This window comes from Brevundimonas sp. LF-1 (assembly GCF_037055305.1).
Lineage (GTDB): Bacteria > Pseudomonadota > Alphaproteobacteria > Caulobacterales > Caulobacteraceae > Brevundimonas > Brevundimonas sanguinis.
On sequence record NZ_CP146349.1, the window covers coordinates 1,658,598 to 1,684,015 of the forward strand.

The window sequence follows — 25,418 nt, forward strand, 5'->3', positions numbered from 1 at the left end:
TGACGACTACATACCACGGCTTTGCCGTCGCAGCTTATTTGCGAGTTTTTATCACTGCATTGATAATGCGAGTGAAATCCGCTTTCAAAACGGATTATTCCGCCGCCATGGCGAAGGCGGACTGCTGCTCCTGGATCATCTGGCGCATCTCGCACACGCATTTGGCGCATTGCGGCGCGCACTGGTGGCTGGCGAAGATGTCCTTCGGGCGGCTAGCGCCCGCCTCGATGGCGAGGGCGACGTCACGCTGGCGGAGACCGTTACAGTTGCAAACGTACAAGGCGAGGCACCCGGAACTTGAGAATGGCTCGCTATAGCATCTATTAAGGCGGGTGCAAATCATTCTCATGCGCTCTGCGACATTGACGCCGTCGGCGTCGGAGGGCAGGGCGGTGTCATGGCTCGTCAACCGCAAATTCCCGCCCGTCCGCCCTGCCGGCTGTATCTGATCACGCCCTCGGCCCTGCCGGGCCTGGAAGCCTTCGCCGTCCAGCTGGAGGCCGCCCTGTCCGCCGGCGACTGCGCCGCCGTGCAACTGCGGCTGAAGGAGGCCTCCGACGATGAGATCGCGCCGCCGTCGCCCGGCTGAGGCCGATCTGCCAGGCGCACGACGTGGCTCTGATCCTGAACGACCGCCCCGATCTGGCCCGCGCTACGGGCTGCGACGGCGTTCACGTCGGCCAGGACGACGCGTCGCTTGCCGACGCGCGCCGGATCATGGGCGAGGACGCCATGATCGGCGTCACCTGCCATGACAGCCGCCACCTGGCGATGGAGGCGGCCGAGGAGGCGCCGACTACGTCGCCTTCGGCGCCTTCTACCCCACGCAGACCAAGGACGTCGTGCACCACGCTGAGCCGGATATCCTGACCATCTGGCAGGAAACCATGGAGACGCCCTGCGTCGCCATCGGCGGGGTGACGGTCGAGAACGCCGGCGGGCTGGCGGCGGCGGGCGCGGACTTCGTGGCGGTTAGCGCTGGCGTGTGGCTGCATCCCGATGGCGCCGCAGCGGCCGTGCGCGCCTTCAACGAGGTGCTGAACGCGGCATCCTGAAGTCCCGCGTCGATTTCAGAGGATGTTTAGGAACATCGATCAAGATCAGGTCCCGAGACTCTAATCTGGGCCGGATTGATGAGCATGAGCCGCGCGCTCCACAGGAGTGAGGTCGCACTGGAAGCGACAGCGAAGGGGGCGATCGGGGTTGAAACCCAGGTCCCGCCCAACGCTGATTTCTTCCGCCAGCCGCTGGCGCCCATCCTGACGGCCCTGGGCGTCGCGATCCTGGTGGTGCTGGCGATCAGCTTCGCTCGCACCAACGGACTGATCGCCGGCTTGTGGGGCGCAGGCGGGCTGGCGATGGCCGCCTGGCTGCGCAGCGGCCGCGGTCTTCAGTACGATTTGGGTTTCGGCGCCGTTGTGGCGGCGGGGGTGTTCGCGGGCGAGATACTGGCCGGAAACCCTTTGTGGCTTTCGGCCCTGTTCACCCTGAGCAATGTGCTGGAAATCGTGCTTGCAGTCGTGCTGACGCGCCGAATGGTGACGGGCCTGCACGTCGATAGCGTCCAGGGGCTAGCCCGGTTTTGGACCATATGCGCCATCGCCCCTCTTCCGGCGGCGTTGCTGGCCTGTGTGGCTGTGGCGAACGTCGGCGGACAGGATTCCTCGACGCCTTCCGCATTTGGTGGAGCGGCCACGCCCTTGGATTCGCCGTGATCGGCGTCGTCGGGCTGAGCCTGCGCAAGGCGCATTGGCAAGTGTTGAAGCAACCGGCGCGACTGGCCGAAGGTCTCGGCCTCGGCGCCCTGCTCGGGGAGCCTGCTATGCGCTCTTTTCCCATCTTAGCCTGCCGTTCGGCTTCTTGCTGCTGCCGTTGATCCTGCTCGCAGCGGTGCGGTTCCGCGTCATTGGAGCCGCATGGGCTCTGTTAATGGTGTCGGTGGTCGCCATCGGCGGCACGATGGCGGGGCACGGGCCCTATCATCAGTTCGCAGCCGAGGATCGCGCCTTGTTGGCGCAGCTTCTGGTGCTGCTGGGCTATATGCCGATCCTCGTGGTCGCCGCCCTGCTCGAGGAGCGCGACCAGTTGATGCAGCGCGCCAAGGAGGGACGATTGCGCGCCGAACGAGCATCGGCCGCCAAGTCTCGGCTGCTGGCCAATGTGGCTCATGAGATCAAGAGCCCCGTCGGCGGCGTCATCGGCATCGGCGAACTGTGGGCGGGCGGCCATCTGGGCCAGGTGACGGACAGCCAGGTCGAAATGGCGCAGATGCTGGTCAAGACGGCGCGCCAGATCGAGGCGCTGACGCATGATCTGCTGGATGTGGCGCGCGCCGAAGCCGGGGCGGTCAAGGTCGACCTGCGGCCGACCGAGGTCAGCGGCGTACTGGAAGACGTGCGCCGGTCCATGGCGCTGTTGCCAGAAGCGGAAGGCCTGCGGATCGACGTGATCGCCGATGGCGACGCCCTGGTGGCGATGGCCGACTCCCAGCGACTGACGCAGGTGGTCGGCAACCTGGCCAGCAACGCCATGAAATACGGCGCGTCGGGCGGGGTGGTCGTTCTGCGGGCGGCATGGAGCGGCGACCGCATCCGCATTGAGGTGATCGATCGGGGGCCGGGCCTGTCGGAAGACAAGCAGGCTCAGCTTTTCGAGCCGTTCAACCGCCTGGGCCTGGATCGCTCCAGCATCGAAGGGCACGGCGTCGGCCTGACGCTGGCCAAGCGGCTGGTCGAACTGCAGGGCGGCGATATCGGCGTGCATTCCGTCGTCGGGCAAGGGGCGACGTTCTGGGTGGAGATCCCGGGCGTCTGAGACAGCTCCGCTGATATGGCCGCTTGACCCGGCGCGGCCCGCGCCGCCAATGTCAGAGCCATGAAAGCCGCTCTCGTCGCCCTGTCGCTTATCGCCCCGCTGGCGGTCGTTGCGACCCCCGCCGCCGCCCAGCCGGACCCGGACGAGCGCGCTCGCATCGAAGAACTGACCCGCCGCCTGAACGGCGCCCCGCCCGCTCCGCAATCGACGGCGCCGTCACGCCCCGCCTCGGCGCCTGCGACCCAGACATCTGTGACCCAGACATCTGTGACCCAGGCCCCGGCTGGGCCTGCCGCGCGCCAGGACCCGGAAGAACGCGCCCGGATCGAAGAACTGACCCGTCGCCTGAACGGCGCTCCGCCAAGGGCTGAGCCGGGAGCTGTTTCTCCGCCGCGCCCGACCCCGGCGCCTGCGCCCCAGCGCGTCGAGCCGATCCGTCGTCCGCCCGCCTCTGCGCCCGCACCGGCCGCCGTCCAGCCCCAAACTCTGGCCCGCCCGGCGCAACCCGCCCAGGAGGCGCCAGTTCGACGATCGACGACGACCCAGGCGCCGCCCGCCTCGGCCCCGCCGGCGACGCCGAGGCCCGCACCGTCTGCGCCCGCGCCGCAAGGTCTGAGCGCCGCAGAGCGGGCGGCTCTTCCGTTCCGCATCGACCTGCCGCCAGGCTTCCAACTGGTCGAAGGCCGGTCGGGCCCCAACGCTCACGTCTATTCGGCGCGCAAGGCGGGCAAGACCTATCTGATGGTCTACGCTGGGCCGTCGTCGCAGTTTCCCATCTATGACGGCGAGCAGGTGACGGCCGGCGGCCGCATCTCCGTGGTGACGACCGAAGGTCCGCGTCGCATCGCGATGGAACACCTCTTCCAGCGCTCGGCGCAGCCCGCCGAGATTCACGTCTGGGTGATGGCCCAGGACGGCGCCGATCGCGACGAGGCCGAGCGAATCGCCCAGACGGTGGACCCGAAATAGGGTCTAGTTTTCGGACCAGACGGCCAGTTCGTTGCCGGACGGGTCGCGGAAATGGAAACGACGCCCGCCGGGGAAGGCGAAGATGGCGTGGGTGATCGCGCCGCCCGCCGCCTCGACCTTAGCCTGCATGGCCTCCAGATCATGGGCATAGAGGATGGGCAGGGGCTTGGGCGTCATGGCGTCGGGGGTGAAGCCGCCGTCCAGCCCCTCGCTGAACGCCGCATAGTCCGGGCCATAGTCCTGGAAGCGCCAGCCGAACGCCTCGGCGTAAAACGCCTTGTGCGCCGCCAGATCCGTCGCGGGCAGTTCGAGATAATCCAGCTTGCCGTCTTCGCGCATGGCGACTCTCCGAGAGAAATGGAGACGGACGCTTGCACGACGGCCGACTCTGCGCAAACCTGCAAATGGTTCGCAAATGCAGGAATTGGCCCATGATCGTTCTGAGCGCCGGATGCGCCTCCCTGGCCTCGCTGATGCAGCGGGATGCGAACGGAAGACGCGGGCCTGATACAAAACGGGCGCCGATCGAACCCGACCGACGCCCGCGTCTGATTTCAAAGAACGGCGGCGATCAGCGCGCCGTCTGGGTCTCGCCTGCGCGCCACACGCGATAACGCACCTCGACGTCCGACGGGGCGTAGACCACCACGGGCAGGCGCGAGTTGTAGCGGATCAGCGGCTGTTCCTGCGTCGTCACAAAGGCTTGGCGCTCCGAACCCGGAGGGCAGCCCATCAGGGTGCTGGCCGCGCTCCCCAGGGCAGGCAGGACATAGTAGTCGTAGCCCCAGCCCTCGGCGGTGCGGGTTTCAAGGCGGCCGCCGAAGAACTGACGGTTGCAGTCGACCGTCTGGGTCTTGCCCAGGATCAGTTCGACCTTCAGCGCGTCCTCGTCCGACTGGGCCGGCAGGTTGATGACGTGGCGGGTCTGACCCGCCGTCGCAGCCGGGAAGGCCTTGAGGTCAGCGGAACCGGCCTGACCGGCGACTGTGTCGTTCTGAGGCATGGCGCCTTCCGCCTGGGCCGTGGCGCAGGCGGCGAGGCTGAGAGCGGCGACGCCGGCGGCGAGCAGGGCAGGGAGTTTCAAGGCGGAGGTCTCCACAGTTAGCTTGACCGCGGTCAACGCCACAGGATCAGGGCAGTTCCACGGCCATGGCGACAGCTTCGCCGCCGCCGATGCACAGCGAGGCCACGCCCTTCTTGCCGCCGCGCGCCTGAAGCGCCGCCAGCAGGGTGGATAGGATGCGGGCGCCCGAGGCGCCGATGGGGTGGCCCAGCGCCGTGGCGCCGCCGTTGACGTTCAGCTTGGCGCGGTCGATGCCCAGTTCCTGCTGGGCGATCATGGCGACGACGGCGAAGGCCTCGTTGACCTCCCACAGGTCCACGTCCTCGACCGACCAGCCGGCCTTCTTCAGCGCCTTCTGCATGGCGGGGACGGGGGCGGTGGTGAACAGGCCCGGCTCATGGGCGTGGGCGGCGTGGGCGACGACGCGAGCGACGATGGGCAGGCCCAGCGCCTTGGCCGTGCTCTCGCGCGTCATGACCAGGGCGGCGGCGCCGTCCGAGATCGAAGAGGCGTTGGCGGCGGTGATGGCGCCGTCCTTGGCGAAGGCGGGGCGCAGGGTCGGAATCTTGGCGGCGTCGGCCTTGCCGGGCTGTTCATCCTCGCTGACCGTCACCGGGCCCTTGCGGGTGGCGACCTCGACCGGGACGATCTCGGCCTTGAAGGCGCCCGAGGCGATGGCGGCCTTGGCGCGGGTCAGGCTCTCGATGGCGTATTCGTCCATCTGCTCGCGGGTGAACTGATACTGGGCCGCCGCATCCTCGGCGAAGACGCCCATGGCCTTGCCGGGCGAATAGGCGTCCTCCAGGCCGTCCATCATCATGGAATCGACGATGACATCGTGGCCGATGCGGGCCGCCGCGGTGCTTGTTCATCAGGTAGGGGCGCCGGTCATCGACTCCATGCCGCCCGCAACGATGACTTCGGCCGTGCCGGCCAGCAGGGCGTCGTGGGCCATCATGGCCGCCTGGAGCCCTGAGCCGCACATCTTGTTCACCGTCGTCGCCTCGACGTGTTTGCCGAGGCCTGCGCCGATGGCGGCCTGGCGCGCCGGGGCCTGACCCAGGCCGGCGGGCAGGACGCAGCCCATGAAGATCTGCTCGACCTTTTCAGGCGCGACGCCTGCACGCTCGACAGCGGCCTTGACCGCGACAGCGCCCAGATCGGTGGCCTTGACCGGCGACAGGGCGCCCTGGAAGCCGCCCATCGGCGTGCGGGCGAAGGAGCAGATGACGACGGGATCAGCGGCGGCGGTCATGAGGGGCGTTTCCGTAAGTGAATCGTTTCGCGGGGGATTAGGGAGGCGAAGGCCCGCTGGCAAGCGGGGCGGCTTTACAGCAGCTTGCGGCGCTGGCGGGCCAGGGCCAGCGGGCGGCCGTCCGCTCCCCAGGCGATGGCCTCGTCCACCGACCAGCCCAGGCCGTGGTCCAGCAGGCGGTATTCGAAGAAGGCCCAGCCATCCGGCGCATTGTCGGGCGTCGGATCGTTCAGGAAGTCGCAGCGCAGGTCCACCGTCGTCATCATCGGCGGCGCCTTGAAGGCCGTCCAGGCCGGCGGATAGAGGGCGTCCAGCAGGTAGCACATCCGCAGCTCGTCCAGCGGCGCCCCGTCCTTCACCCGCATCCAGACCCGCTCGACGACGGGCTTGGCTTCATTGCCGCCCAGGATGTTGGGGCCGCCGTCAAAGCGATAGTCGACGTGCTGGGCGAAGCGCGGCGCCATCGGGCCGCTGATGCCCGGCGCGTCCATCAGGCTGTCCAGCGAGGGCGGCGCCGCCAGCAGCGGCGTCAGAGGCGCGGGCGTCGGCCCGTCGGCGCCATAGGTGGCGCTGGCGTGGTGTGTCAGTTTCGATCCCTGCCCGCCCTCGACCACGGCATAGGCGACGTTGCGGCCGCCCCGCAGCATCCGGGGCCGGAAGTGCAGGGACTGGCCGTAACGGGCGGCGGCCAGATACTGGACCGTCAGACTGCGCAGCGGCGCCTCGATCCCCAGTCCCTGACGCATGGCCCCGGCGCACAAGGCCGCCAGCAGGCCGCCGAAGGGAAAGCCCGCTTCGGGCGGGGCGCTGATCGGGCCGTTGGAGAAATCGCCGGACAGGGTGGCGGCCAGAACCCCTTCATCCTCGGGCGTCAGGCGGAAGGCGGCGTGGATCAAGTCGGCTTCGCTCATCACACAACATCGAAAAGCGGAGGCGGAACCTGCGACAGCGCCGCCCCCGAGTCGAGGGAAGGATATGGCCCGGGGCGGCCATGTCCGTTGCAAATAGAAACTGACTGACTCCGTCGCGATTGGCAACCCTTGTCAAACGGCTGACGCGAGGTCACTTTCCGGGAAATGGGACGCACCGCCGATTATTCGCGCCAGAGCTGCTCGGTCGCCGCCACCCTCGAGGTGATCGGCGACCCGTGGACCATGCTGGTCATCCGCGACGCCTTCAACGGCGTCACCCGCTTTGAGCAATGGCAGGACCGGCTGGGCGTGGCGCGCAACGTCCTTGCCGCCCGACTGAAGTCGCTGGTGCGTCATGGCGTGCTGGAGCCGCGACCCTATTCCGAGCGTCCCCCCGCAACGAGTACGTGCTGACGGCCAAGGGCAAGGATCTGTACGGCGTCCTGGTCACCCTGAACGCCTGGGGCGCCAAGCATGTCTACGGAGAGGAGCCTTCGGGCATCATCCTGCGTCACAAGACCTGCGGCCATGACCTGCAGCCCCGCATCGCCTGCGGCTGCTGCAATGAGATGGTCCGACCGCGCGACGTCGAAGTCGTCTTCGCCGAGAACCGCGCGACCGTAGGCGAGGTCATGCCGGCCGATGACAAGGCGGCGTAGGCGTCAGACAGCAACCGCCGTGGTGGACGCGATAAATCCGCCGCCCAGCACGCGCTCATCGTCGGCCGGGTCGTACAGGACGCAGGCCTGGCCAGGGGCGACGCCTTCCTCGCCCTGATCGAACACCACCTGAACGGCGTCCTCTACGAACATGAGCCGGGCTGAGGAGGGCTGGCGCGTCGAGCGAACGCGGGCCAGCACCGGGGCGCCGTCGCGGGCGGCCTCCTCGATGGTGGCCTGGTCGCCCAGCCAGTTGGTTTCCTCCAGCGTCAGGCGCGCGGTCAGCAGGGCTTCGCGCGGGCCGACGATGACGCGGCGATGCTCGGGATCCAGCTTGACCACGAACAGAGGCTCTCCCACGGCGACGTTCAGTCCCCGGCGCTGGCCGATGGTGTAGTCGGTGATGCCCGAATGGCGGCCCAGCACCCGGCCGTCCATGTGGACGATGTCGCCCGCCTCGCGCCCCTGCGGCCGCAGCCGGTCGATCAGGGTGCGGTAGTCGCCGGTCGGCACGAAGCAGATGTCCTGGCTGTCCGGCTTGGCCGCAATGCGCAGGCCCAGGGACGCGGCGACGCCCCGCACCTGAGGCTTCTCCAGATCGGCCAGGGGGAAGCGCAGATAGTCGAGCTGATCCTGGGTCGTTGCGAACAGGAAGTAGGACTGGTCACGCGAGTGATCGACCGCCTTGCGCATCTGCGAGCGGTTGCCGTGGGTGGCGCGGCGGACGTAGTGGCCGGTCGCCATGGCTTCGGCGCCCAGATCGCGCGCGACGTCCAGCAGGTCGCGGAACTTCACCGTCTGATTGCAGCGGATGCAGGGGACCGGCGTCTGGCCCTTCAGATAGGAGTCGGCGATTGGTCGATCACCGCGTCCTTGAACCGGTTTTCGTAGTCCAGGACATAGTGCGGGATGCCGATCAGATCGGCGGCCAGACGGGCGTCGTGAATGTCCTGACCGGCGCAGCAGGCGCCCTTCTTCTTCAGCGCCTCGCCGTGGTCGTAGAGTTGCAGGGTCACGCCCACCACGTCATAGCCCGCCTTGTGCAGCAGGGCGGCGACGACGGTGGAGTCCACGCCGCCCGACATGGCGGCGACCACGCGCGCGCCGGCGGGCAGGCCCACGGCCAATCGCACGCTCTCGATCGCGGCGTCCATGTCGGCTTGCGACATGGGGGCGATGTCGGGAACGGGGCAGAGGATGTCGTCGGTCAGGGCGTCCATAGTCATCGCCGCCATTTAGGCCTTAAGGCGCGCGATTTCGAGGCCTGGCTTAAAACGATGGCGCGCCAATGAAAAAGACCGCCCCGTTTCTGGAGCGGCCGTGATCATGCGGTCAGGCGAAACAGCCTAGTCGCGATAGCTCTGGATGCGCGTGGTGCGCAGACCCTGCATGCCCCATTTGTCGATGGCCTTCTGCCAGGCCATGAACTCCTCGGCCGTCAGGCGATACTTCTCCAGGGCGTCTTCCAGGCTGATCAGCCCGCCGCGCACCGCGGCCACCACCTCGGCCTTGCGCCGGATGACCCAGCGGTTCGTGTCCGAAGGCGGAAGATCGCGCAGGGTCAGGGGCGTGCCCGTCGGCCCGACCACGTACTGTTCGCCGTTACTGTTAAGGCGTCGCTCTTGCAGCATGGGCTTAAGCCTCTCTCACCACCACCATAGACGCGCAGGCTAGGCCCCGGCCCGCTAAGGGGCGTTTAAGCGTCGTGGTGAAGGAATGGCTAAGACGCATCCGTCGGGCCGGGCGCCTTCTGCGCCGGCTAAAGGAAGGATTCATCGAGTCTAACGAGACCTTGCTCATGGATTCCCGTTGGCCGATCAGCGCTTGATGTTGATCAGCTCCGCCAGCATCTCGTCGGCGGTGGTGATGATCTTGGACGAGGCCGAATAGGCGCGCTGGGTGGTGATCAGGCCGGTGAACTCGGTCGACAGGTCGACGGTCGAGGCTTCCAGCTGTTGCGCGCCCAACAGGCCTGCGCCGCCCGTGCCGGGGGCTTTCAGGTTGAAGGTGCCGGAGTTCTGGCTGACCCGGAAGGCGTTGCCCGACACCTCGGTCAGGCTGTCGGCGCTGGGGAAGGTGGCAAGGGCCACTTGGGCGATCTTGCGCATCACGCCGTTGTCGAAGATGGCGGTGACGAAGCCGGTCTCGTCGATCTTCACCTCGGTCAGGTTTCCGAACGCGGTGCCGTTCGTATAGGTGGCCTGGACGATGGATGTGCTGTCGTACTGGGTCAGTCCGCCCGTCGAGGCACCCAGGTCGAAGGCGATGGTTTGAGCTTCGATGCCGAGGTCCGGATGCCATTGACCGTTCGTGCCGGCCGTCATGCCGTTCGAGGACCCGAGCGAGATGCTGGCGTTGGCGGGGTCCGCGAACAGCCACCCTTCGGCGGGAACAGGCAGGATGGCGGGATCCTTCATGCCGTCGATGTCCAGACGGCCCTCTTGAGTGAACGCAATGCGGCCGGAAGCCAACTGCCCATTGAGGTTGGTCACCGCGCCGTCGGGTGCGCGGATTTCAGCGTACCATTGGTTTGCGGGCAATCCCTCTGCTTTCAAAAGAGAGACCGTGATGTTGCGCTGGCCGCCCTTCGAGTCCGAAACGGGAATTGTGATTTCGAAATCGGGACGGGTGCCGCGGCCGGGGAAGTTGACCGGATCATACGCGGCCATAGACCGCGTTGGCGACGCCGGATCATAAGCGATGGCGATAGTAGCGGCGTCGGTGGGATCGGTTGGATCGAGCAAACCGCTCTCGAGCGCGGTCTTGGCCTTAACAGCGTCCGAGACCGCTAGGCTGGACTTCAGGTTGGCGTTCAGGCTGACGCGGGTCGTGGGTTCGGCGGCGCCGCCGACCGAGCCGACGTTGATGGTGCGCAGGCGGCTCATGTCCGAAGGGTCGGCGTTGACCGTGCCGTCGCTGGCGACCGGCCAGCCTTGAAGATACAGGCCCGAGGTGTTCTGCAGATAGCCGAGGTCGTCGATCTTGAACGCCCCGGCGCGGGTGAACAGGCGCGCGTCAGACAGGGCTAGGTTCTCGGACTTTTCCGTCACGACGAAGAAGCCCTGACCGGCGATGGCCAGGTCGGTGCCCGAGGTGGTGCGCTGAAGCTGGCCCGCCTGGCTGATGAAGTGACGGGCGGTCGCCTGCACCCCTCCGGCCGAATAGCCGACGCCCTGGGTTTGGGCGTTGACGACGGTGGAGAACTCCGTCGCCGCACGCTTGTAGCCGACCGTGTTCACATTCGCGATGTTCTGCGAGATCGTCGAAAGGGCCGCGGCGTTCGCGGTCAGGCCGGACACGCCGGCCAGCATGGCGCCGTTGATGCTCATGGCTGGGGTTCCTTACGAGAGAAGATTGAAGGGGTTGAGTTTCGAAGCCAGGGCGCTGAGCGCGCCCGCGTCCTCGTTGGAATCGGGTTTGGCGGCGGCCTTCTGCTCCTCCAGCGCAATCAGGCTGGACACCGGCATGATCGACTTGCCGATGACGACGAAGGGGGTGTTGTCGTACATCTCGACCCCGGTGACGCGGCCGCGGATCAGCACTTGGCTGCCGACGTCCTTGCCCGCCCCGTCCTTGGCGACGACCTTCAGCGTATAGACGCCGCCATCATCCACCTGGCCGCCACCGGTGGTCTTTCCGTCCCACTTGAAGTCATGCAGGCCGTTGGTCTTGTCCGGGGCCGGGCCGCTCCAGACCACCTTGCCCGAGGCGTCCAGCACCTGAAGCGTGGCGTCGGTCGCATCGGCCGCCAGTTCATAGCTCCAGCTGGCTTCGCCGTCTTCGAAGCGTGTGGCGGACCAGACGGCGGTGGCGTCCTTGCCGATATAGGGCGCGGCGCCGGTCAGGCCGTCGCCCTGCTGAGCCTTCAGCAGACCGGTCAGCAGGTCGTTGGTCAGCAGTTGCTGCTCGACGCCCGCCATCTGCGTCAGCTGTGCGGTGAACTCATTGGAGTCGACCGGCGACAGCGGGTCCTGATTCCTGAGTTGGGTGGTCAGCAGCGACAGGAAGGTCTGGAAGTTGGAGGCCAGCATCTGGCCCCCGGCGTTCACCCGGCCAGCGGCGTTGTTGGAGGAGACGGCGTCAACCATCGTCAGACCTTCAGATCGACGCGGTCAGGCGTCAGGGATAGGGATGTCCAGGCGCTGGGCGGCGGAACGACGGAATCGGCCTCTGCGGCCAGTCGGGCGGCGCCGGTGAAGGCGCGGCGGTCGGGTTGGCGCTCGAAGGCGCCGCCGCCGAAGCCGGACGAGGGATCGCGTTCAGCGAACTCCAGGTCGTCGCTCGACAGGTGAAGACCCGCCTCCATCAGCTGGCGGCGCAGTTCATCAGCGCGGGCGCGCAGGTCGGCGGCGGCGGCCGGGGTGTCGAAGGCCAGACGGGCCGTGACCTGACCGTCGGACTCGATCTCAAGGCTGACATCGACCCGGCCCAGGCCCTCGGGCGTCAACGCCATGTCGAAGCGGGTCGAGCGGCCGTCCAGCTTCTTGATGATCTGGGCGGCGATCTGGGCGGTGGTCTCGACCGTGGCGCGCGATAGCTGCGACAGGCCGAGGTCGCGCGACGCGGCAGACGCCTCGGGCCCGACCGTTTCGGCGAAGGCCGGGGGCGGAACCGGCGCGTCCGCGTCAGCCGAAGGCGGGGCGAGCGCGGGCGGGGGCGCGGTTGGCGCGGCGGGCGATGTTGCGGGGGAGGGCCGAGCGGCGGGCGCTGTGGCGGCCGCCGGATTATCGGTTGACGTCAGGCGCTCGGCCGACGACCGCTCCGAGCCGCCCTCCGCCGAGGCTGATGCTTGGATGGCTTCGCGCGCTGAGGCCAGTCGCTCTCCGGCGCCCGAGCGGAAGCCGGTCACGCCCGGCAGGGCGGGGATCGGGCTGGACAACGCAGGCGAGGCGGGACGGGCGGGCGCGGGAGGCTCGGCCAGCTCTTCGCCCTCGGCAGGCGCGGCGTCAGGCGGGGCTTCAGAATATTCGGCGACGAGGAGAGGCGTCGTCTTAGCTGCGGCCACGGAGCCGGCCAGGAGTCGGCCGCAGGCGCAGTCGCAGCGGGCGTCGCAGCGACCGCCGGACCGACGGGGGCCGAAAGGGCGGACGGCGAAAGTGCGGATGGAGCGATTGGCGCGGCGACGGGGGCCGCGTCTGCGTTCGGGGCCTCTGCTTCGGGCGACGCACCGGCGATTTGTTCTGGTGCGGGCTGTTCGGGCGCGGGGCGCGCGTGCAGCGGCGCGCTGTCGCTCTCACCCGGCAGCGCCGGTTCGCTGACGGCCAGCTGTTGAGGCTCAGGAGTCGGAGCGAACCAGATCGGAATCATGGCGATGGCCGCGCCCATGTCCTCGGGCTCAGTCTGTGCGGCGGGCGCCCTGACCGGCGGGGGAGCGGCGGATGGGGCCTCGGGCGCCTCTTCCTTGAGCATCAGGTCCGCGAACATGGCGCTATCCGCCGCCGCCTCGATCGAGGCGTCCGGGCCGGCGCCGTCAGGGGCGGCGGGCGTCAGGACAGACAGGATGCTGAGGGCGGACATGCGGAGGCAGGCGCTTTCGGTCGGTAGGGCGGCGCCTGCTGCGCCTGGGTCATTCGGCAAAGCCTCCGCAAGCCCCGGGCCAAATGCAGGTGCAGGCGCTAACTCATTGATATAACTCTAGGTTCTATCTCGGCGGCACGTTGATCGCACTCTCCAACGCCGGGCGCTTCTTGCCGCGCCTGTCGCTTTTTGCCGGGCGAAGACGGCGCCGCGCGAATTGGCCCGCGCCTTGCCTCCCTCACCTGTGAACGCACAGGGGCCGGATGCCGATGTCGAGGAAAATCAAAGAGATGGTCAGAAGACCCGCTCAATTCGCCGGGCAAGATCTGCACGCTTGCCTGCAAGGCTTGCCGAGCGCGCGCCCGTCGATCCGCCCATCGATCAGCCTGGGCGCAGGAGCCGTCTGATGTCCCTCAACTCGATCATGAACATCGCCACCTCAGGCATGAATGCGGCCCAGACGCAGCTGCGGGTGGTTTCGGACAACGTCTCCAACGTCAACACGCCCGGCTATGTCCGCAAGATCGCCGACCAGCAGTCCTGGGCCAGTCAAGGCGTCGGCGCTGGCGTCGAGATCGCCCGCATCCGCCTGGCCACCGACCGCTTCCTCCAGGCCGCCAGCCTGAACGCCAGCGCCGACGCCGGGCGTCAGACGGTGCGCTATGAGCTTTATGACCGCATCCAGTCGATGTTCGGCGACCCCGGCGCCAACAGCGGTTTCTTCTCGCAGATCGACAGCGTCTTCGCCGCCTTCGCCGCCTCGGCCGAGAATTCGACCTCCGGCCCCGCACGCCAGGACGCCATCTGGAAGACTCAAGGCCTGTTCGACGAAGCAGCCCGCATCAACAGCCAGATCCAGTCCGTGCGCGAAGACGCCGACGCCCGCATCAAGAGCGCGGTCGAGACGGCCAACAGCCTGTTGGAGCAGATCGAAAAGCTGAACGTCGAGATCGCCAAGGCCACGGTGGTCAATGCGGACTCATCGGCGCCCAGACGGCTCAGGCGGCCCTGATCGACCAGTTGTCCGGCCTGATGGACGTGCGCATCACCGGCCGCGCCGTGGGCGGGGTCGAAATCCGCACCGGCGCCGGCATCCTGCTGGCGGGGCAGGGGGCGGCCAAGCTGGACTATGTGCGCGCGGGCGCTGTCGCGGCCGAGACGGTGTTCAACGAGATCACGGTCATAGAACCGCCTGCCGGAAAGGCCCGCTCTCTGGCCGAGGGTCTGGGGTCGGGCGAGATCAAGGGCCTGCTGGAACTGCGCGACGGCGAGGCCCCGGCCACGGCCGAGCGTCTGGCTGAACTGATGTCGCGGCTAGCGGATGAACTGAACCGGGCGCACAACGCCTCCTCGGCCGCGCCGCCGCCGAACAGCCTGACCGGGCGCAATGTGGGCCAGTCGCTGGAGACCGCGCTGGCGGGCTTCACCGGCCGGACCTCCATCGTCATCACCAATGACCAGGGCGTCGCCCTGCACAAGGTGGACCTGGATCTGGCGACGGCGAACCTGGCGACCTTCCTGGCCGATCTGAACGCCCAGCTGGGAACCAACGGCAGCGCCAGCTTCGTCGACGGGCGGTTGAAGATCGAGGGCGCGCCGGGCACGGGAGTCGTGGTGGTCGACGACCCCGCCGCGCCGACGAACAAGGGCGGGCGAGGCTTTTCGCACTTCTTCGGCCTGAACGACCTGATCTCCACCGACCAGCCGGCGATGTACGAAACCGGCATGACGGGCGCGTCGCAGCATGGCTTCCCGGCGGGGGAGACCATCACCTTCCGCTTCAGCGATGCGGCGGGCGCCAAGCTGCGCGATGTCCAGGTGGCGGTCCCCGCCGGCGGCGACATGACCAGCCTGCTGGCCGCGCTGAACGATCCGATGACGGGCGCCGGACGCATGGGAACCTTCAGCCTCAATGCGGCGGGCGAGATGGCGTTCACGCCCCGGCCCGGTTCCGGAGCCCAGCTTTCGGTGCTGCAGGACCGCACCACTCAGGTTCCGTCCGGCGTATCGATGAGCGCCCTGTTCGGCCTGGGCGGTGCGCGCGCCTCGCGTGCGGACGCCTTTTCAGTCCGGGCGGACATTGTGCGTGATCCCGCGCTGATGGCCTTCGCCAAGGCGGACGCCACGGGCGGTCTGGGCACGGCCGTCGTCGGCCGGAACGATGCGCGCGGCGCCCGGCTTCTGGCCGCGGCGGGTGAGAACGCCACGACCTTCTCGGCGGCGGGCGGATCGGCGGGCGGCTCCATGTCGCTGTCGCGCTATGCGTCCGAACTATCGGGCGAAATCGGCAGCCGCGCCGCAATGGCCAAGAACAGCGCCGTCAGCGCCACGGCCCTGGCCAAGGAGGCGACGGCGCGGCGAACCTCGGTCGAAGGCGTCAATCTGGACGAGGAGCTGGTGCTGATGACCACCTATCAGCAAGCCTTTAACGCTTCGGCGCGCATGGTTCAGGCCGCCAAGGACATGTACGATATCCTGCTGGGGATGGTGCGATGACCCGCGTCTCGACCTTTGGAAACTACCAATCGGCCCTGTTGGACCTGATGTCGGCCCAGTCGCGCGCCGAGACGGCCCAGAAGAAGGTCAACACCCAGAAGAACGCCACCGATCTGGTCGGCTTCGGGCGGGGATCGGAAACGGTCAGCGCGCTGAAGTCCAGCCAGACCCGCATCCAGACCTTCATCGACACCAACAAGGCCGTCGCCGCCCGGCTGGAGACCCAGGACCTGGCGATGGACCGCGTCGCCGACGCCGCGACCGCCGCGCGCCAGGCCCTTGCCGACGCCATCGCGGCCGGACGCATGGACGCGCTGATGGGCTCTCTGGAAAGCCTGTTCATGGAGGCTCAGGACGGGCTGAACATGAAGCATCAGGGCAAATATCTGTTCGGCGGCGGGGCTTCTGACCGCGCGCCCGTGGACCTGCCTGACATCCCTGGCCAGCCTGGCGCGACCATGATGGCCAAGCTGGCCGCTTTGCCTGATGAGAATGCGGCCTTCCGCAACGATCAACTGAAGCAATCGTCCTGGCTGGACGAGAACGTGTCGATGGACACCGGCTTCCTGGCCGACGCTATGGGGGCGGAGTTGTTCGCCATCTTCCGCGACATTCAGCTGGCCCATGAGGCGGCGCCGCTGGAAGGACAGATGACCGACGCGCAGAAAGCCTTTCTGACGACGCAGATGGGGCGCTTCGAGGCGGCGGCGAAGGGCGTTGTCCAGCTGCAGGCCGCCAACGGCGGAATGCAGAACCGGGTGGACCGCCTGCTGGAGTCGCAGGAGGCGCGCAAGATCTCGGTCGACACTATCCTGTCTGGCAAGACTGACGCCAACATGGCCGAGGCGGTTGTGGAGCTGGAGATGGCCCAGGTCGCCCTGCAGGCTTCGGCCCAGGTGATCAGCCAACTGCGGCAGGTCTCGCTGCTGGACTATCTGCGCTAGACCTTTGCTTTTCGACGCCTCTGAACAAAAATCGCTCCCCGACGTTCACAAAGCTGCGCCGTGACGGGGGAGGGCTTGGCTTGCGCTCAGCAAGGCCGGAAGAGATCAAGAGTTGTCATCAGTCGTTGACGTCCGGCGAAAAGCATAGCTTTAAGCCGCGTAGGCGCGCGAACGGGCCTGTGTCAGTGTCGAACTCATGAAGCGGGCGGATTTCCAGATTGAGGATCAGCAGGACGGCCAGACGCGCTTGCGCCTGGCCGGGGACTGGTCGACCGTGTCCGTCGGCCGTCTCGGCGACCGGCTGATAACCGAGCTTGACGGTCGGCCGGTCACGGTTCTGGACCTGGACGACCTCGGCCGTTTCGATACCGCGGGCGCTCTGGCGGTGGCTCAGGCCATGAGCAGACCCATTCCCGAATCCGCCTGGTCTGCGCGGCCCGAAGCGGGTCGGCTGTACCGCATGGTGGCCCGGCTGGACTGTATGACGACCGAGCCGCCCCGCCGGGCGGCGCAATGACGCGCGGCTTCGCCAAGGTCGGGCGGGGCGTCTACGATTTCGGCGCCGAGGCGATGTTGTCGCTTGCGTTCCTGGGCCGGCTGATGGCCGCTATGGTCACGACGCTGAAGCATCCCGGCAAGATCCGTTGGGCCGCCTGGTTCAGTCAGGCCGAGCGCACGGGGCTGGACGCCATTCCCATCGTGGTGGTGACCAACTTCTTCATTGGCGCAGTCGTGGCCTTCATCGGCGTGGACCTGCTGACCCAGTTCGGCGCGGGGGTCTTCTCGGTGCAGTTGATCGGCGTCGCCGTCTTCCGCGAGTTCGCCGTTGTGATCACGGCGGTGCTGTTGGCGGGCCGCTCGGCCTCGTCCTTCGCCGCAGAAATCGGCTCCATGCGCATGACGCAGGAGGTGGACGCCATGCGGGTCATGGGGGTCGATCCCTTCCAGGCACTGGTCATTCCGCGTCTGGCGGCCCTGCTGGTGATGCTGCCGCTGCTGACCTTCCTGGCGATGGTGGGCGGGCTGCTGGGCGGGGTGCTGGTGTCGTGGAGCCAGCTGAACCTGGGCCCGGTCTTCTTCTTCCAGCGGCTGGTCGAGGACGGTTACATGCCGACCCACATGATGGTGGGCCTGATCAAGGCGCCCGTCTTCGCCCTTGTCGTCGCGGCGATCGGCTGTCGCCAGGGCATGTCGGTGGCGGGCGACGTCGAAAGCCTGGGGCGCCGGGTCACGGCGGCCGTGGTGCAGGCCATCTTCGCCATCATCCTGCTGGACGCCGTCTTCGCCCTGATCTTCATCGAGCTGAAAATATGACGGCCGAGACGCGCAAACCGGACGACCGCGAGGCCGTCATTCAGGTGCGGGGCCTGCTCAGCCAGTTCGGCGAGCGGGTCATCCACCAGGACCTGGACCTGGACGTGATGCGTGGCGAAGTGCTGGGCGTCGTCGGCGGCTCCGGCACCGGCAAGACGGTGCTGCTCAACTCCATCATCGGCCTGAAAGAGCCTGAAGGTGGGGAGGTGCGTCTGTTCGGCGAGGACCGCAGCGCCATGACCAAGGAGGAGGCCGCCGCCGTCGAGCGCCGCACCGGCGTGCTGTTCCAGCAGGGGGCGCTGTTCTCCTCCCTGTCGGTGTTGGACAATGTCGCCTCGCCGCTGGTCGAACATACCCAACTGCCGAAGAACACCATCCGTGAACTGGCCGAGATGAAGGTCGCCATGGTGGGGCTTAAGCCCGAAGCGCTTTATCTGAAACCGGCGGAACTGTCGGGCGGGATGCGCAAGCGGGTCGGCCTGGCCCGCGCCCTGGCGCTGGACCCCGAGCTGGTTTTTCTGGACGAGCCGACGGCGGGGCTGGACCCCATCGGGGCGGCGGCGTTCGACGAGCTGATCCGTCAGCTGTCGGACGACCTGGGGCTGACTGTCTTCATGATCACCCATGACCTCGATAGCCTCTACGCCATCTGCGACCAGGTGGCGGTGCTGGCCGATAAACATGTGGTGGCCAAGGCGCCGGTCGCTGAGCTGGAACGCTCGGACCACCCCTGGATCAAGGAATACTTCCTGGGGCCGCGCGGACGCGCCGCCCACAAGACCGCGGCCTGAGGAGGACGCGAAACGATGGAAAGAGACGCTCATTACGCCGCCGTCGGCATCGCCACCGTCGCCCTTCTGGTGGCGCTGGCGGTTTTCACGATCTGGCTGGCGCGGCTGCAGTTCAACAAAGACTACGATGTCTATGACATCGTCTTCTACGGACCCGTGCGCGGACTGTCGGAGGGCGGGGAAGTCCACTTCAACGGCATTCGCGTCGGCGAGGTGACCAACCTCAACCTTGATCCCAAGAAGGGCGATCAGGTCATCGCCCGCGTCCGCCTGAACGGCACGACCCCGGTGCGGGTGACCTCCCGCGCCCAGTTGGAGCCGCAGGGCATCACGGGCCTGAACTACATTCAGATCACGGCCGGCACGCCCGAGAGCGCCTTGCTGAAAGATCAATACCCCGACAATGTCGTGCCGGTGATCCAGAGCCAGCCCAGCCCCATCGCCGAACTGCTGAGCGGCTCGGGCACGGTGCTGGCTCAGACGGTGGACGCCCTGAACCGCATCAACCGGGTCATGTCCGACGACAACATCCGCAGTTTCTCGACCAGCGTGAAGAACGTCGAGGCCCTGACGGCCGAACTCGAAGCCCGCAAAGGCATGTTCCAGCAGCTTGAAGAGACGATCACCAAGGCCAACGCCGCTGTCGGCGAATATCAGGCCCTGGGCGTCAGCGCGCGTCAGATGATCGACACCGACGGCAGGCAGGCGATCGCCAATATCAACAAGGCGACGCAGGAGGCGCAGGCCGCCATCGCCTCCATCAACCGCTCGGCGTCGGGCCTTGAGGGGCCGCTGGGCGACTTCGGCACGCAGACGGTGCCGCAGCTGAACGACACCATCCGCCAACTGGATCAGGCGACGCGTTCGCTTCAGTCGCTGATCGACAATGTGCGTGAAAGCCCGCGCGACTTCATCGCCAAGGCGCCGTCCAAGGAAATCGAGGTGCAGCCGTGATCCGTTCCACTCTGATGATTGCGGCGGCGTCGGTCGCCCTGGCTGGCGCGCTGTCCGGGTGCGCCCTGCTGTCGTCGCCTGATCCGGTGCAGTTGTACCGCTTTGGCGGCGCCTCGGCCTTCGCCGGGACGGGAGCGACCTCGGCCTGTCCTGACGTTCATGTCGCCATGCGCCGCGTCGATTTCCCTGAGGCCGCGCGTGGCGACCGCGTGCTGGCCGTCACAGGGGCCGAGGCGGCCTATATCAAGGGCGCACGCTGGGTGTCTCCGGCCGAGACCCTGTTCGAAGAAGCCCTGCGCAACGCCTTTCTGGACGGGGCGACCTGCACGGTTCTGAGCGCCGGTCCGCTGACGCGCGACGGCCTGCTGCTGAGCGTGGACGTACGCCGGTTCGAGGCCGTCTACGCCGCGCCGGGCGCCGTGCCGGATGCGAATATCGTCGTGCTGCTGCGTCTGGTTCGGCCGGGCGACCGCTCCATCGTGGCCGAAGACCGCATCTCGGTCAGCGAGAACGCCGGCGAGAACCGCCAGTCGGCCATCGTCGCCGCCTTCGACCGCGCCACGGCCGAGGCCAGCCGCCAGATCGTCGTCTGGACCGACCAGCAGGCCAGCCAGGCGGCACAGTAGAATCCTTCTCCCCTTGGGGAGAAGGTGGCTCGCGGAGCGAGACGGATGAGGGGTAGGTCGGCTTCGCCCTCGATGTCAGCCGTCCTACACGTGGACACAGCCCCCTCATCCGAGCGCCTCCGGCGCCCCCTTCTCCCTCGAGGGAGAAGGGAGGAACAGACGGGAAGTGGGCTCAGCCCACGCCCGGCGCCACCGTGTATTCGGCCTCGGTCTTGGCCGCGACCTCGTCCAGAGTGACGCCGTCGGCCATTTCGATCAGCTCCAGCCCCGAACCGTCCGGCTTGACGTCGAACACCGCCAGATCGGTGATGATGCGGCTGACCACGCCCGTGCCGGTCAGCGGCAGGGTGCATTCCTTCAGCACCTTGGACTGGCCGTGCTTGTTGGCGTGCTCCATGACCACGACCACGCGCTTGACGCCCGCGACCAGATCCATGGCGCCGCCCATGCCTTTCACCAGCTTGCCGGGGATCATCCAGTTGGCGATGTCGCCGTTCTGGGCCACTTCCATGGCGCCCAGGATCGACAGGTTGATGTGGCCGCCGCGGATCATGGCGAAGCTGTCCGCGGAGCTGAAATAGCTGCTTTCGGGAATCTCGGTGATCGTCTGCTTGCCGGCGTTGATCAGATCGGGGTCTTCCTCGCCCTCATAGGGGAATGGGCCCATGCCCAGCATGCCGTTCTCGCTCTGCAGCGTGACGGTCATGCCCTGCGGGATGTAGTTGGCCACCAGCGTCGGGATGCCGATGCCCAGGTTCACGTAGAAGCCGTCCTGCAGCTCCTTGGCGGCGCGTTCAGCCAGTTGTTCGCGAGTGCGGGCCATGGTTACGCTCCCTTCTGACGGACAGTGCGCTGTTCGATGCGCTTCTCGGACACGGTCTGGATCAGGCGGTCGACATAGACGCCCGGCGTGTGGATGTGGTCGGGGTCCAGCGAGCCCACGGGGACGATCTCCTCGACCTCGACGACCGTGACCTTGCCGGCCGCAGCCATCATCGGGTTGAAGTTGCGGGCCGTCTTGCGGAAGACGAGGTTGCCGCGCTCATCGGCCTTCCACGCCTTGACGATGGCCAGGTCGGCGATCAGGCCGGTTTCCATGATGTAGCGGCGGCCGTTGAACTCGCGCACTTCCTTGCCTTCGGCGACCAGGGTGCCGACGCCGGTGGCGGTGAAGAAGGCCGGGATGCCTGCGCCGCCCGCGCGGATGCGCTCGGCCAGGGTGCCCTGCGGGTTGAACTCCAGTTGCAACTCGCCGGCCAGATACTGGCGCTCGAACTCCTTGTTCTCGCCGACGTAGGACGAGATCATCTTGGCGATCTGGCGCGTCTCCAGCAGTTGGCCCAGGCCGAAGCCGTCCACGCCCGCATTGTTGGAGATGACGGTCAGGCCCTTGACCCCCGTATCGCGCAGGCCCGCGATCAGGTTCTCGGGGATGCCGCACAGGCCGAAGCCGCCCGACATGACGGTCATGCCGTCGAATGTCAGCCCCTCCAGCGCGGACTTCACGTCAGCGTAAATCTTGCCCATCGGACTCCTTTTTCACCATCTGATGAATATCGCCGTCTCCTTCGTCCTTAAAGCGGGCGGCGAAGGGGGCAAGCGCCACGCGTCGAAACGGCGGACGGTTGACCGCGCGACCTTGGGGCGACACACCTACGGCCGCACAAGACTGAACTCAGTGGGGAAACTTTATGCGCAATCGACTGATGGGGGCCGCCTTGCCCGCCTTGGTTCTGGCTGTGGCCGTGCCGGCCCTGATGCTGCCGGTCGCGGCGATCGCCCAGGATGCGGCGCCGACCTATCAGCAACCGCCGGCGCCGATCGCCCAGATTCTGGACGCCAAGCCGAATCCGGGCGTCAGCGTCAGCCCGGATCGCAAGACCCTGCTGCTGACCGACCGGTCTAATCTGCCCAGCATCGCTGAGTTGTCTGAGCCGATGCTGCGGCTGGCGGGCTATCGCATCAACCCGCGCAACAACGGCCCGGCTAACAGCCGCGTCTCCTGGCTGACCGGGCTCAGCTTCCAATCGATCGACGGCGGCGCCGCGCGGCCTGTGTCGGGCCTGCCGGCCAATGCGCGCCTGACGAACACCAGCTGGGCGCCGGACGGCAAGACCGTCGCCTTCCTGGTCAACGTCCCCAACGGACTGGAGCTGTGGGTCGCTGATGTCGCCCAGGCCAAGGCGCGCAAGCTGAACGGGCCGATGGTCAACGCCGCCTCGGGTTCGGGCTTCTCCTGGCTGCCGGATTCGTCGGGCCTGCTGGTCCTGGCGGTTCCAGCCGGGCGAGGCGTGGCCCCGAACGTGGATCATCCGCCCGAAGGCCCTATCATCACCGAGACCGGCGGCCGCGCCGCTCCCGTGCGCACCTATCAGGACCTGCTGACCAATGCGGGCGACGAGGCCCTGTTCGACTATTATTTCACCAGCCAGCCGACCGTGGTGTCGCTGAACGGTCGCGCCCGCACTGTGGGGCAGCCGGGCGTCGTGCTGGGCCTGTCGACCTCGCCGGACGGCCGCTACATCCTGCAGACGCGGGTGAAGAAGCCCTATTCCTATGTGGTGCCGGCCAGCCTGTTCCCGTCGGACATCATCGTGACTGACCTCAATGGGCGCGAGGCGCACCGCGTCGCCGACCTGCCGCTGCGGGACAATGTGCCGACGCCGTTCGACGCCGTGGCGCCGGGGCCGCGTTCGGTCCAGTGGCGGGCGGACGCCGACGCCACCCTGGTCTGGGCCGAGGCTCAGGACGGCGGCGATCCGCGCAACGCCGCCGAGGTGCGCGACCGCGTCTTCATGCTGCGCGCGCCGTTCAACGACCGTCCGCAAGTGCTGCTTGACCTGAAGGAGCGCTACGCCGGAACCACATGGGGCCGTGACGACGTGGCCATCGTCAACAGCCGCTGGTTCAACACCCGCCACGAGACGCGCACCCTGGTCGATCCGTCCAACCCTGGCGCGGGCCGCATCCTGGTCGATCGCAACTATCAGGACCGCTATAATGATCCGGGCTCGGTGATGACCGAGCCGAACGCGCGCGGCCGCTCGGTCATGCGCTTCAACGCCGACGGCTCCAAGGTCTTCGTCGAGGGCGGGGGCGCGACGCGCGAGGGCAATATCCCTTCCTCGATCTGATGGACCTGAAGACCGGCGCCTTCGAGCGTCTGTGGCGCTCGGCCCAGGGCGAGTACGAGACCGTCGTCGGCGTGCTGGACGAGAACGGCCGCAAGCTGGTCACCTATCGCGAAAGCCGCACCGACCCGGCCAACCTGCGCGTGCGGGATCTGGACGGCGGCGTGACGGCCCTGACCGCTTTCCCGGACCCGGCGCCGCAACTGGCCGGGGTCAGCCGCGAACTGATCACCTATACCCGCGACGATGGGGTGGAGCTGTCGGGGACGCTTTATCTGCCCGCCGGCTACGACAAGGGCCGAGACGGCCCGCTGCCGCTGCTGATGTGGGCCTATCCGGCCGAGTTCACCGACGCCGCTGTGGCCGGTCAGGTCGTCGACACCGACAATCGCTTCGTGCGGCCGGGCGGCTCCAGCCATCTGTTCCTGCTGACGCAGGGCTACGCCATCCTGGACAACCCGACGATGCCGATCATCGGCCGCGACGGGGCCGAGCCGAACGACACCTACATCGAACAGCTGTCGGCCAGCGCCAAGGCGGCGGTCGACGCCGTGGTCGCGCTGGGCGTGGCGGATCGCGACCGGATCGCCGTCGGCGGCCACTCCTACGGCGCATTCATGACCGCCAACCTGCTGGCGCACACCGACCTGTTCAAGACCGGCATCGCGCGTTCGGGCGCCTATAACCGCACCCTGACGCCGTTCGGCTTCCAGGCCGAGCAGCGGTCCTATTGGGAGGCGACCGACACCTACAACGCCATGTCGCCCTTCACCTACGCCAACAAGATCAACGAGCCGATCCTGCTGATCCACGGCGAGGCAGACGCCAACTCCGGCACCTTCCCGATCCAGACGGAACGCTTCTACGCCGCGCTGAAGGGCAATGGCGCCACGGCTCGATATGTGGTTCTGCCCAAAGAGGACCACGGCTATCGCGCGCGGGAGTCTGTCGGCCACACCCTGTATGAGATGGGCGCCTGGCTGGACCGCTGGATGAAGCCGACGACTACTTCGTCTCAGGAATAGTCAGCGGTCCCACTCCGGCGTCTCTCCGTAGAGGCCGGTCAGGAAGTCGATAAAGGCGCGGACGCGGGTTTCGGCCCGCGCCCGCCCTGCCGTCAGAGCGAAGATCGCCACGTCGGACGAGCCGGCATATTGCGGCAGCACCACCTTCAGCCGCCCGTCGCGCAGTTCGTCGCCGACATCCCAGGTCGAGCGCAGGGCGACGCCGAGGCCCGCCAGCGCCAACTCTCGGGCCACTTCGCTTGAGTTGGTCCGCACCCGGCTGCGGGCGCGGAAGACGACAGGACCTTCGGGACCCTCCAGCCGCCAGGTCGACTGGTTCTCGGCCGCCAGCTGGGCGTGGCGGCGCAGGTCGTCCAACGTCTGCGGCGCGCCGTGCTCGGCCAGATAGGCGGGCGAGGCGCACAGCACCCGCCGGTTCGGCGCCAGTCGGTGCATCAGCGGATCAGCCGCCTCATAGCTCCCGATCCGCACCGCCACGTCCACGTCCTCGGCCATCAGGTCCACAAAGGCGTCGGTCAGGTTCAGCTCCAGCGTCAGGCGGGGCTGCGCCGCCAGAAACGGCTGGAGCAGGGCGCCAGCCGTCGCCGCCCGAACGAGGTCGGCGCCGAGACCCGCAGCAGGCCGCGCGCCTGGGTGGTGCGGCGCGACACCACGGCCTCCAGGTCCTCGACCCCCTCCAGCAGTTGCGCCGCGCGGTCATAGACCAGCCGTCCCGCCTCGGTCGGGGCCAGACGGCGCGAGGTCCGCTCGATCAGCCGCACCCCCAGCCGGTCTTCCAGCCGCGCCAGCCTGCGAGAGGCCACGGCGGGCGACAGGTCCAGTCGCCGCGCGGCGGCGGACAGGCTGCCTTCCTCCAGCGCACGGACGAAGATTTCATACTCGGCCAGCATGGCGGGGCCTTATCATTGCGGATTTGGCAAAGATAAGCGTCTTTCTTCGCCGTGGATAG

General features: G+C 67.6%; 25 protein-coding genes and 4 pseudogenes. 15 read left to right on the forward strand and 14 right to left on the reverse strand.

What is annotated here, in order from left to right; all coding sequences use genetic code 11:
• Positions 1-94 precede the first annotated feature (94 nt).
• Complete coding sequence (locus V8F63_RS09100; protein WP_025978200.1) at positions 95-280, reverse strand: bacterioferritin-associated ferredoxin; 186 nt, start codon at positions 278-280, stop codon at positions 95-97.
• 117 nt (positions 281-397) lie between these two features.
• Between V8F63_RS09100 and thiE the strand changes: the two are divergent.
• The 4 genes and pseudogenes from thiE to V8F63_RS09120 all read left to right on the forward strand — a co-directional run bounded on the left by thiE (position 398) and on the right by V8F63_RS09120 (position 3,783).
• Positions 398-1,055: pseudogene (thiE, locus tag V8F63_RS09105) on the forward strand (thiamine phosphate synthase).
• A gap of 84 nt (positions 1,056-1,139) precedes the next feature.
• Entirely contained in the window at positions 1,140-1,715 is a 576-nt protein-coding gene (locus V8F63_RS09110) for a hypothetical protein (protein ID WP_392352913.1), read from the forward strand.
• Positions 1,716-1,860: 145 nt separating this feature from the next.
• Complete coding sequence (locus V8F63_RS09115) at positions 1,861-2,814, forward strand: HAMP domain-containing sensor histidine kinase (RefSeq protein WP_392352914.1); 954 nt, start codon at positions 1,861-1,863, stop codon at positions 2,812-2,814.
• A gap of 60 nt (positions 2,815-2,874) precedes the next feature.
• Complete coding sequence (locus tag V8F63_RS09120) at positions 2,875-3,783, forward strand: hypothetical protein (RefSeq protein WP_392352915.1); 909 nt, start codon at positions 2,875-2,877, stop codon at positions 3,781-3,783.
• A gap of 3 nt (positions 3,784-3,786) precedes the next feature.
• On the opposite strand, the gene V8F63_RS09125 is transcribed toward V8F63_RS09120, so the two are convergent.
• From V8F63_RS09125 to V8F63_RS09140, 4 genes and pseudogenes are all read right to left on the reverse strand, one after another.
• The gene (locus tag V8F63_RS09125; protein ID WP_278070658.1) at positions 3,787-4,122 is read right to left on the reverse strand and encodes a VOC family protein; all 336 of its coding nucleotides are present in this window, start codon (positions 4,120-4,122) and stop codon (positions 3,787-3,789) included.
• 232 nt (positions 4,123-4,354) lie between these two features.
• Complete coding sequence (eco, locus tag V8F63_RS09130; protein WP_392352916.1) at positions 4,355-4,867, reverse strand: serine protease inhibitor ecotin; 513 nt, start codon at positions 4,865-4,867, stop codon at positions 4,355-4,357.
• A 46-nt stretch (positions 4,868-4,913) separates the two neighbouring features.
• Positions 4,914-6,101 (reverse strand): annotated as a pseudogene (locus V8F63_RS09135) (thiolase family protein).
• Positions 6,102-6,175: 74 nt separating this feature from the next.
• Positions 6,176-7,012: a thioesterase family protein gene (locus V8F63_RS09140; RefSeq protein WP_392352917.1), complete on the reverse strand. Its 837-nt coding sequence runs from the start codon at positions 7,010-7,012 to the stop codon at positions 6,176-6,178.
• 165 nt (positions 7,013-7,177) lie between these two features.
• On the opposite strand from V8F63_RS09140, the pseudogene V8F63_RS09145 reads away from it, so the two are divergent.
• Positions 7,178-7,671: pseudogene (locus V8F63_RS09145) on the forward strand (helix-turn-helix domain-containing protein).
• Positions 7,672-7,674: 3 nt separating this feature from the next.
• Here V8F63_RS09145 and mnmA read toward each other — a convergent pair.
• The 5 genes and pseudogenes from mnmA to V8F63_RS09170 form a co-directional block, all read right to left on the reverse strand.
• Positions 7,675-8,906, reverse strand: a pseudogene (mnmA, locus tag V8F63_RS09150) (tRNA 2-thiouridine(34) synthase MnmA).
• Positions 8,907-9,017: 111 nt separating this feature from the next.
• On the reverse strand, positions 9,018-9,302 hold the full coding sequence (locus V8F63_RS09155; RefSeq protein ID WP_024353268.1) for a DUF1153 domain-containing protein: 285 nt from the start codon (positions 9,300-9,302) through the stop codon (positions 9,018-9,020).
• 186 nt (positions 9,303-9,488) lie between these two features.
• Positions 9,489-11,000, reverse strand: coding sequence for a flagellar hook protein FlgE (gene flgE / locus V8F63_RS09160; protein WP_392352918.1), 1,512 nt, complete (start codon positions 10,998-11,000; stop codon positions 9,489-9,491).
• Positions 11,001-11,012: 12 nt separating this feature from the next.
• Complete coding sequence (locus V8F63_RS09165; protein WP_134580213.1) at positions 11,013-11,759, reverse strand: flagellar hook assembly protein FlgD; 747 nt, start codon at positions 11,757-11,759, stop codon at positions 11,013-11,015.
• A 2-nt stretch (positions 11,760-11,761) separates the two neighbouring features.
• Positions 11,762-12,676: a flagellar hook-length control protein FliK gene (locus tag V8F63_RS09170; protein ID WP_392352919.1), complete on the reverse strand. Its 915-nt coding sequence runs from the start codon at positions 12,674-12,676 to the stop codon at positions 11,762-11,764.
• Between the two features lie 918 nt (positions 12,677-13,594).
• Here V8F63_RS09170 and V8F63_RS09175 point away from each other — a divergent pair.
• The 8 genes from V8F63_RS09175 (at position 13,595) to V8F63_RS09210 (ending at position 20,313) form a co-directional block, all read left to right on the forward strand.
• Positions 13,595-14,200 carry a flagellar basal body protein gene (locus V8F63_RS09175; RefSeq protein WP_392352920.1) on the forward strand — a complete coding sequence of 202 codons (606 nt, stop codon included), beginning with the start codon at positions 13,595-13,597 and terminating at the stop codon, positions 14,198-14,200.
• 8 nt (positions 14,201-14,208) lie between these two features.
• Complete coding sequence (locus V8F63_RS09180) at positions 14,209-15,684, forward strand: flagellar basal body rod C-terminal domain-containing protein (RefSeq protein ID WP_392352921.1); 1,476 nt, start codon at positions 14,209-14,211, stop codon at positions 15,682-15,684.
• Positions 15,681-16,628 (forward strand): flagellin, encoded by a 948-nt coding sequence (locus V8F63_RS09185; RefSeq protein ID WP_392352922.1) that lies wholly within the window; start codon positions 15,681-15,683, stop codon positions 16,626-16,628. Before V8F63_RS09180 ends, V8F63_RS09185 begins: the two co-directional genes overlap by 4 nt.
• A 196-nt stretch (positions 16,629-16,824) precedes the next feature.
• Positions 16,825-17,145 (forward strand): hypothetical protein, encoded by a 321-nt coding sequence (locus V8F63_RS09190; protein WP_392352923.1) that lies wholly within the window; start codon positions 16,825-16,827, stop codon positions 17,143-17,145.
• Entirely contained in the window at positions 17,142-17,942 is an 801-nt protein-coding gene (locus V8F63_RS09195) for an ABC transporter permease (RefSeq protein WP_392352924.1), read from the forward strand. The genes V8F63_RS09190 and V8F63_RS09195 overlap by 4 nt, the downstream gene beginning before the upstream one ends.
• Entirely contained in the window at positions 17,939-18,733 is a 795-nt protein-coding gene (locus V8F63_RS09200; protein ID WP_392352925.1) for an ABC transporter ATP-binding protein, read from the forward strand. The genes V8F63_RS09195 and V8F63_RS09200 overlap by 4 nt, the downstream gene beginning before the upstream one ends.
• 15 nt (positions 18,734-18,748) lie before the next feature.
• The gene (locus tag V8F63_RS09205; protein ID WP_312448865.1) at positions 18,749-19,687 is read left to right on the forward strand and encodes an MlaD family protein; all 939 of its coding nucleotides are present in this window, start codon (positions 18,749-18,751) and stop codon (positions 19,685-19,687) included.
• Positions 19,684-20,313 carry an ABC-type transport auxiliary lipoprotein family protein gene (locus V8F63_RS09210; protein ID WP_392352926.1) on the forward strand — a complete coding sequence of 210 codons (630 nt, stop codon included), beginning with the start codon at positions 19,684-19,686 and terminating at the stop codon, positions 20,311-20,313. Before V8F63_RS09205 ends, V8F63_RS09210 begins: the two co-directional genes overlap by 4 nt.
• Before the next feature lie 172 nt (positions 20,314-20,485).
• Here V8F63_RS09210 and V8F63_RS09215 read toward each other — a convergent pair whose 3' ends face one another.
• Together V8F63_RS09215 and V8F63_RS09220 are read right to left on the reverse strand one after the other, a co-directional pair.
• On the reverse strand, positions 20,486-21,136 hold the full coding sequence (locus tag V8F63_RS09215) for a 3-oxoacid CoA-transferase subunit B (RefSeq protein WP_392352927.1): 651 nt from the start codon (positions 21,134-21,136) through the stop codon (positions 20,486-20,488).
• 2 nt (positions 21,137-21,138) lie between these two features.
• Positions 21,139-21,840 carry a CoA transferase subunit A gene (locus tag V8F63_RS09220; protein ID WP_392352928.1) on the reverse strand — a complete coding sequence of 234 codons (702 nt, stop codon included), beginning with the start codon at positions 21,838-21,840 and terminating at the stop codon, positions 21,139-21,141.
• Positions 21,841-22,004: 164 nt separating this feature from the next.
• On the opposite strand from V8F63_RS09220, the gene V8F63_RS09225 reads away from it, so the two are divergent.
• Together V8F63_RS09225 and V8F63_RS09230 are read left to right on the forward strand one after the other, a co-directional pair.
• Complete coding sequence (locus V8F63_RS09225; RefSeq protein WP_392352929.1) at positions 22,005-23,447, forward strand: hypothetical protein; 1,443 nt, start codon at positions 22,005-22,007, stop codon at positions 23,445-23,447.
• Complete coding sequence (locus V8F63_RS09230; protein ID WP_392352930.1) at positions 23,447-24,469, forward strand: prolyl oligopeptidase family serine peptidase; 1,023 nt, start codon at positions 23,447-23,449, stop codon at positions 24,467-24,469. The genes V8F63_RS09225 and V8F63_RS09230 overlap by 1 nt, the downstream gene beginning before the upstream one ends.
• On the opposite strand, the gene V8F63_RS09235 is transcribed toward V8F63_RS09230, so the two are convergent.
• Positions 24,470-25,039: a substrate binding domain-containing protein gene (locus tag V8F63_RS09235; protein ID WP_392355068.1), complete on the reverse strand. Its 570-nt coding sequence runs from the start codon at positions 25,037-25,039 to the stop codon at positions 24,470-24,472.
• Positions 25,003-25,359: a LysR family transcriptional regulator gene (locus V8F63_RS09240; protein ID WP_392352931.1), complete on the reverse strand. Its 357-nt coding sequence runs from the start codon at positions 25,357-25,359 to the stop codon at positions 25,003-25,005. The genes V8F63_RS09235 and V8F63_RS09240 overlap by 37 nt, the downstream gene beginning before the upstream one ends.
• Between the last annotated feature and the right edge of the window lie 59 nt (positions 25,360-25,418).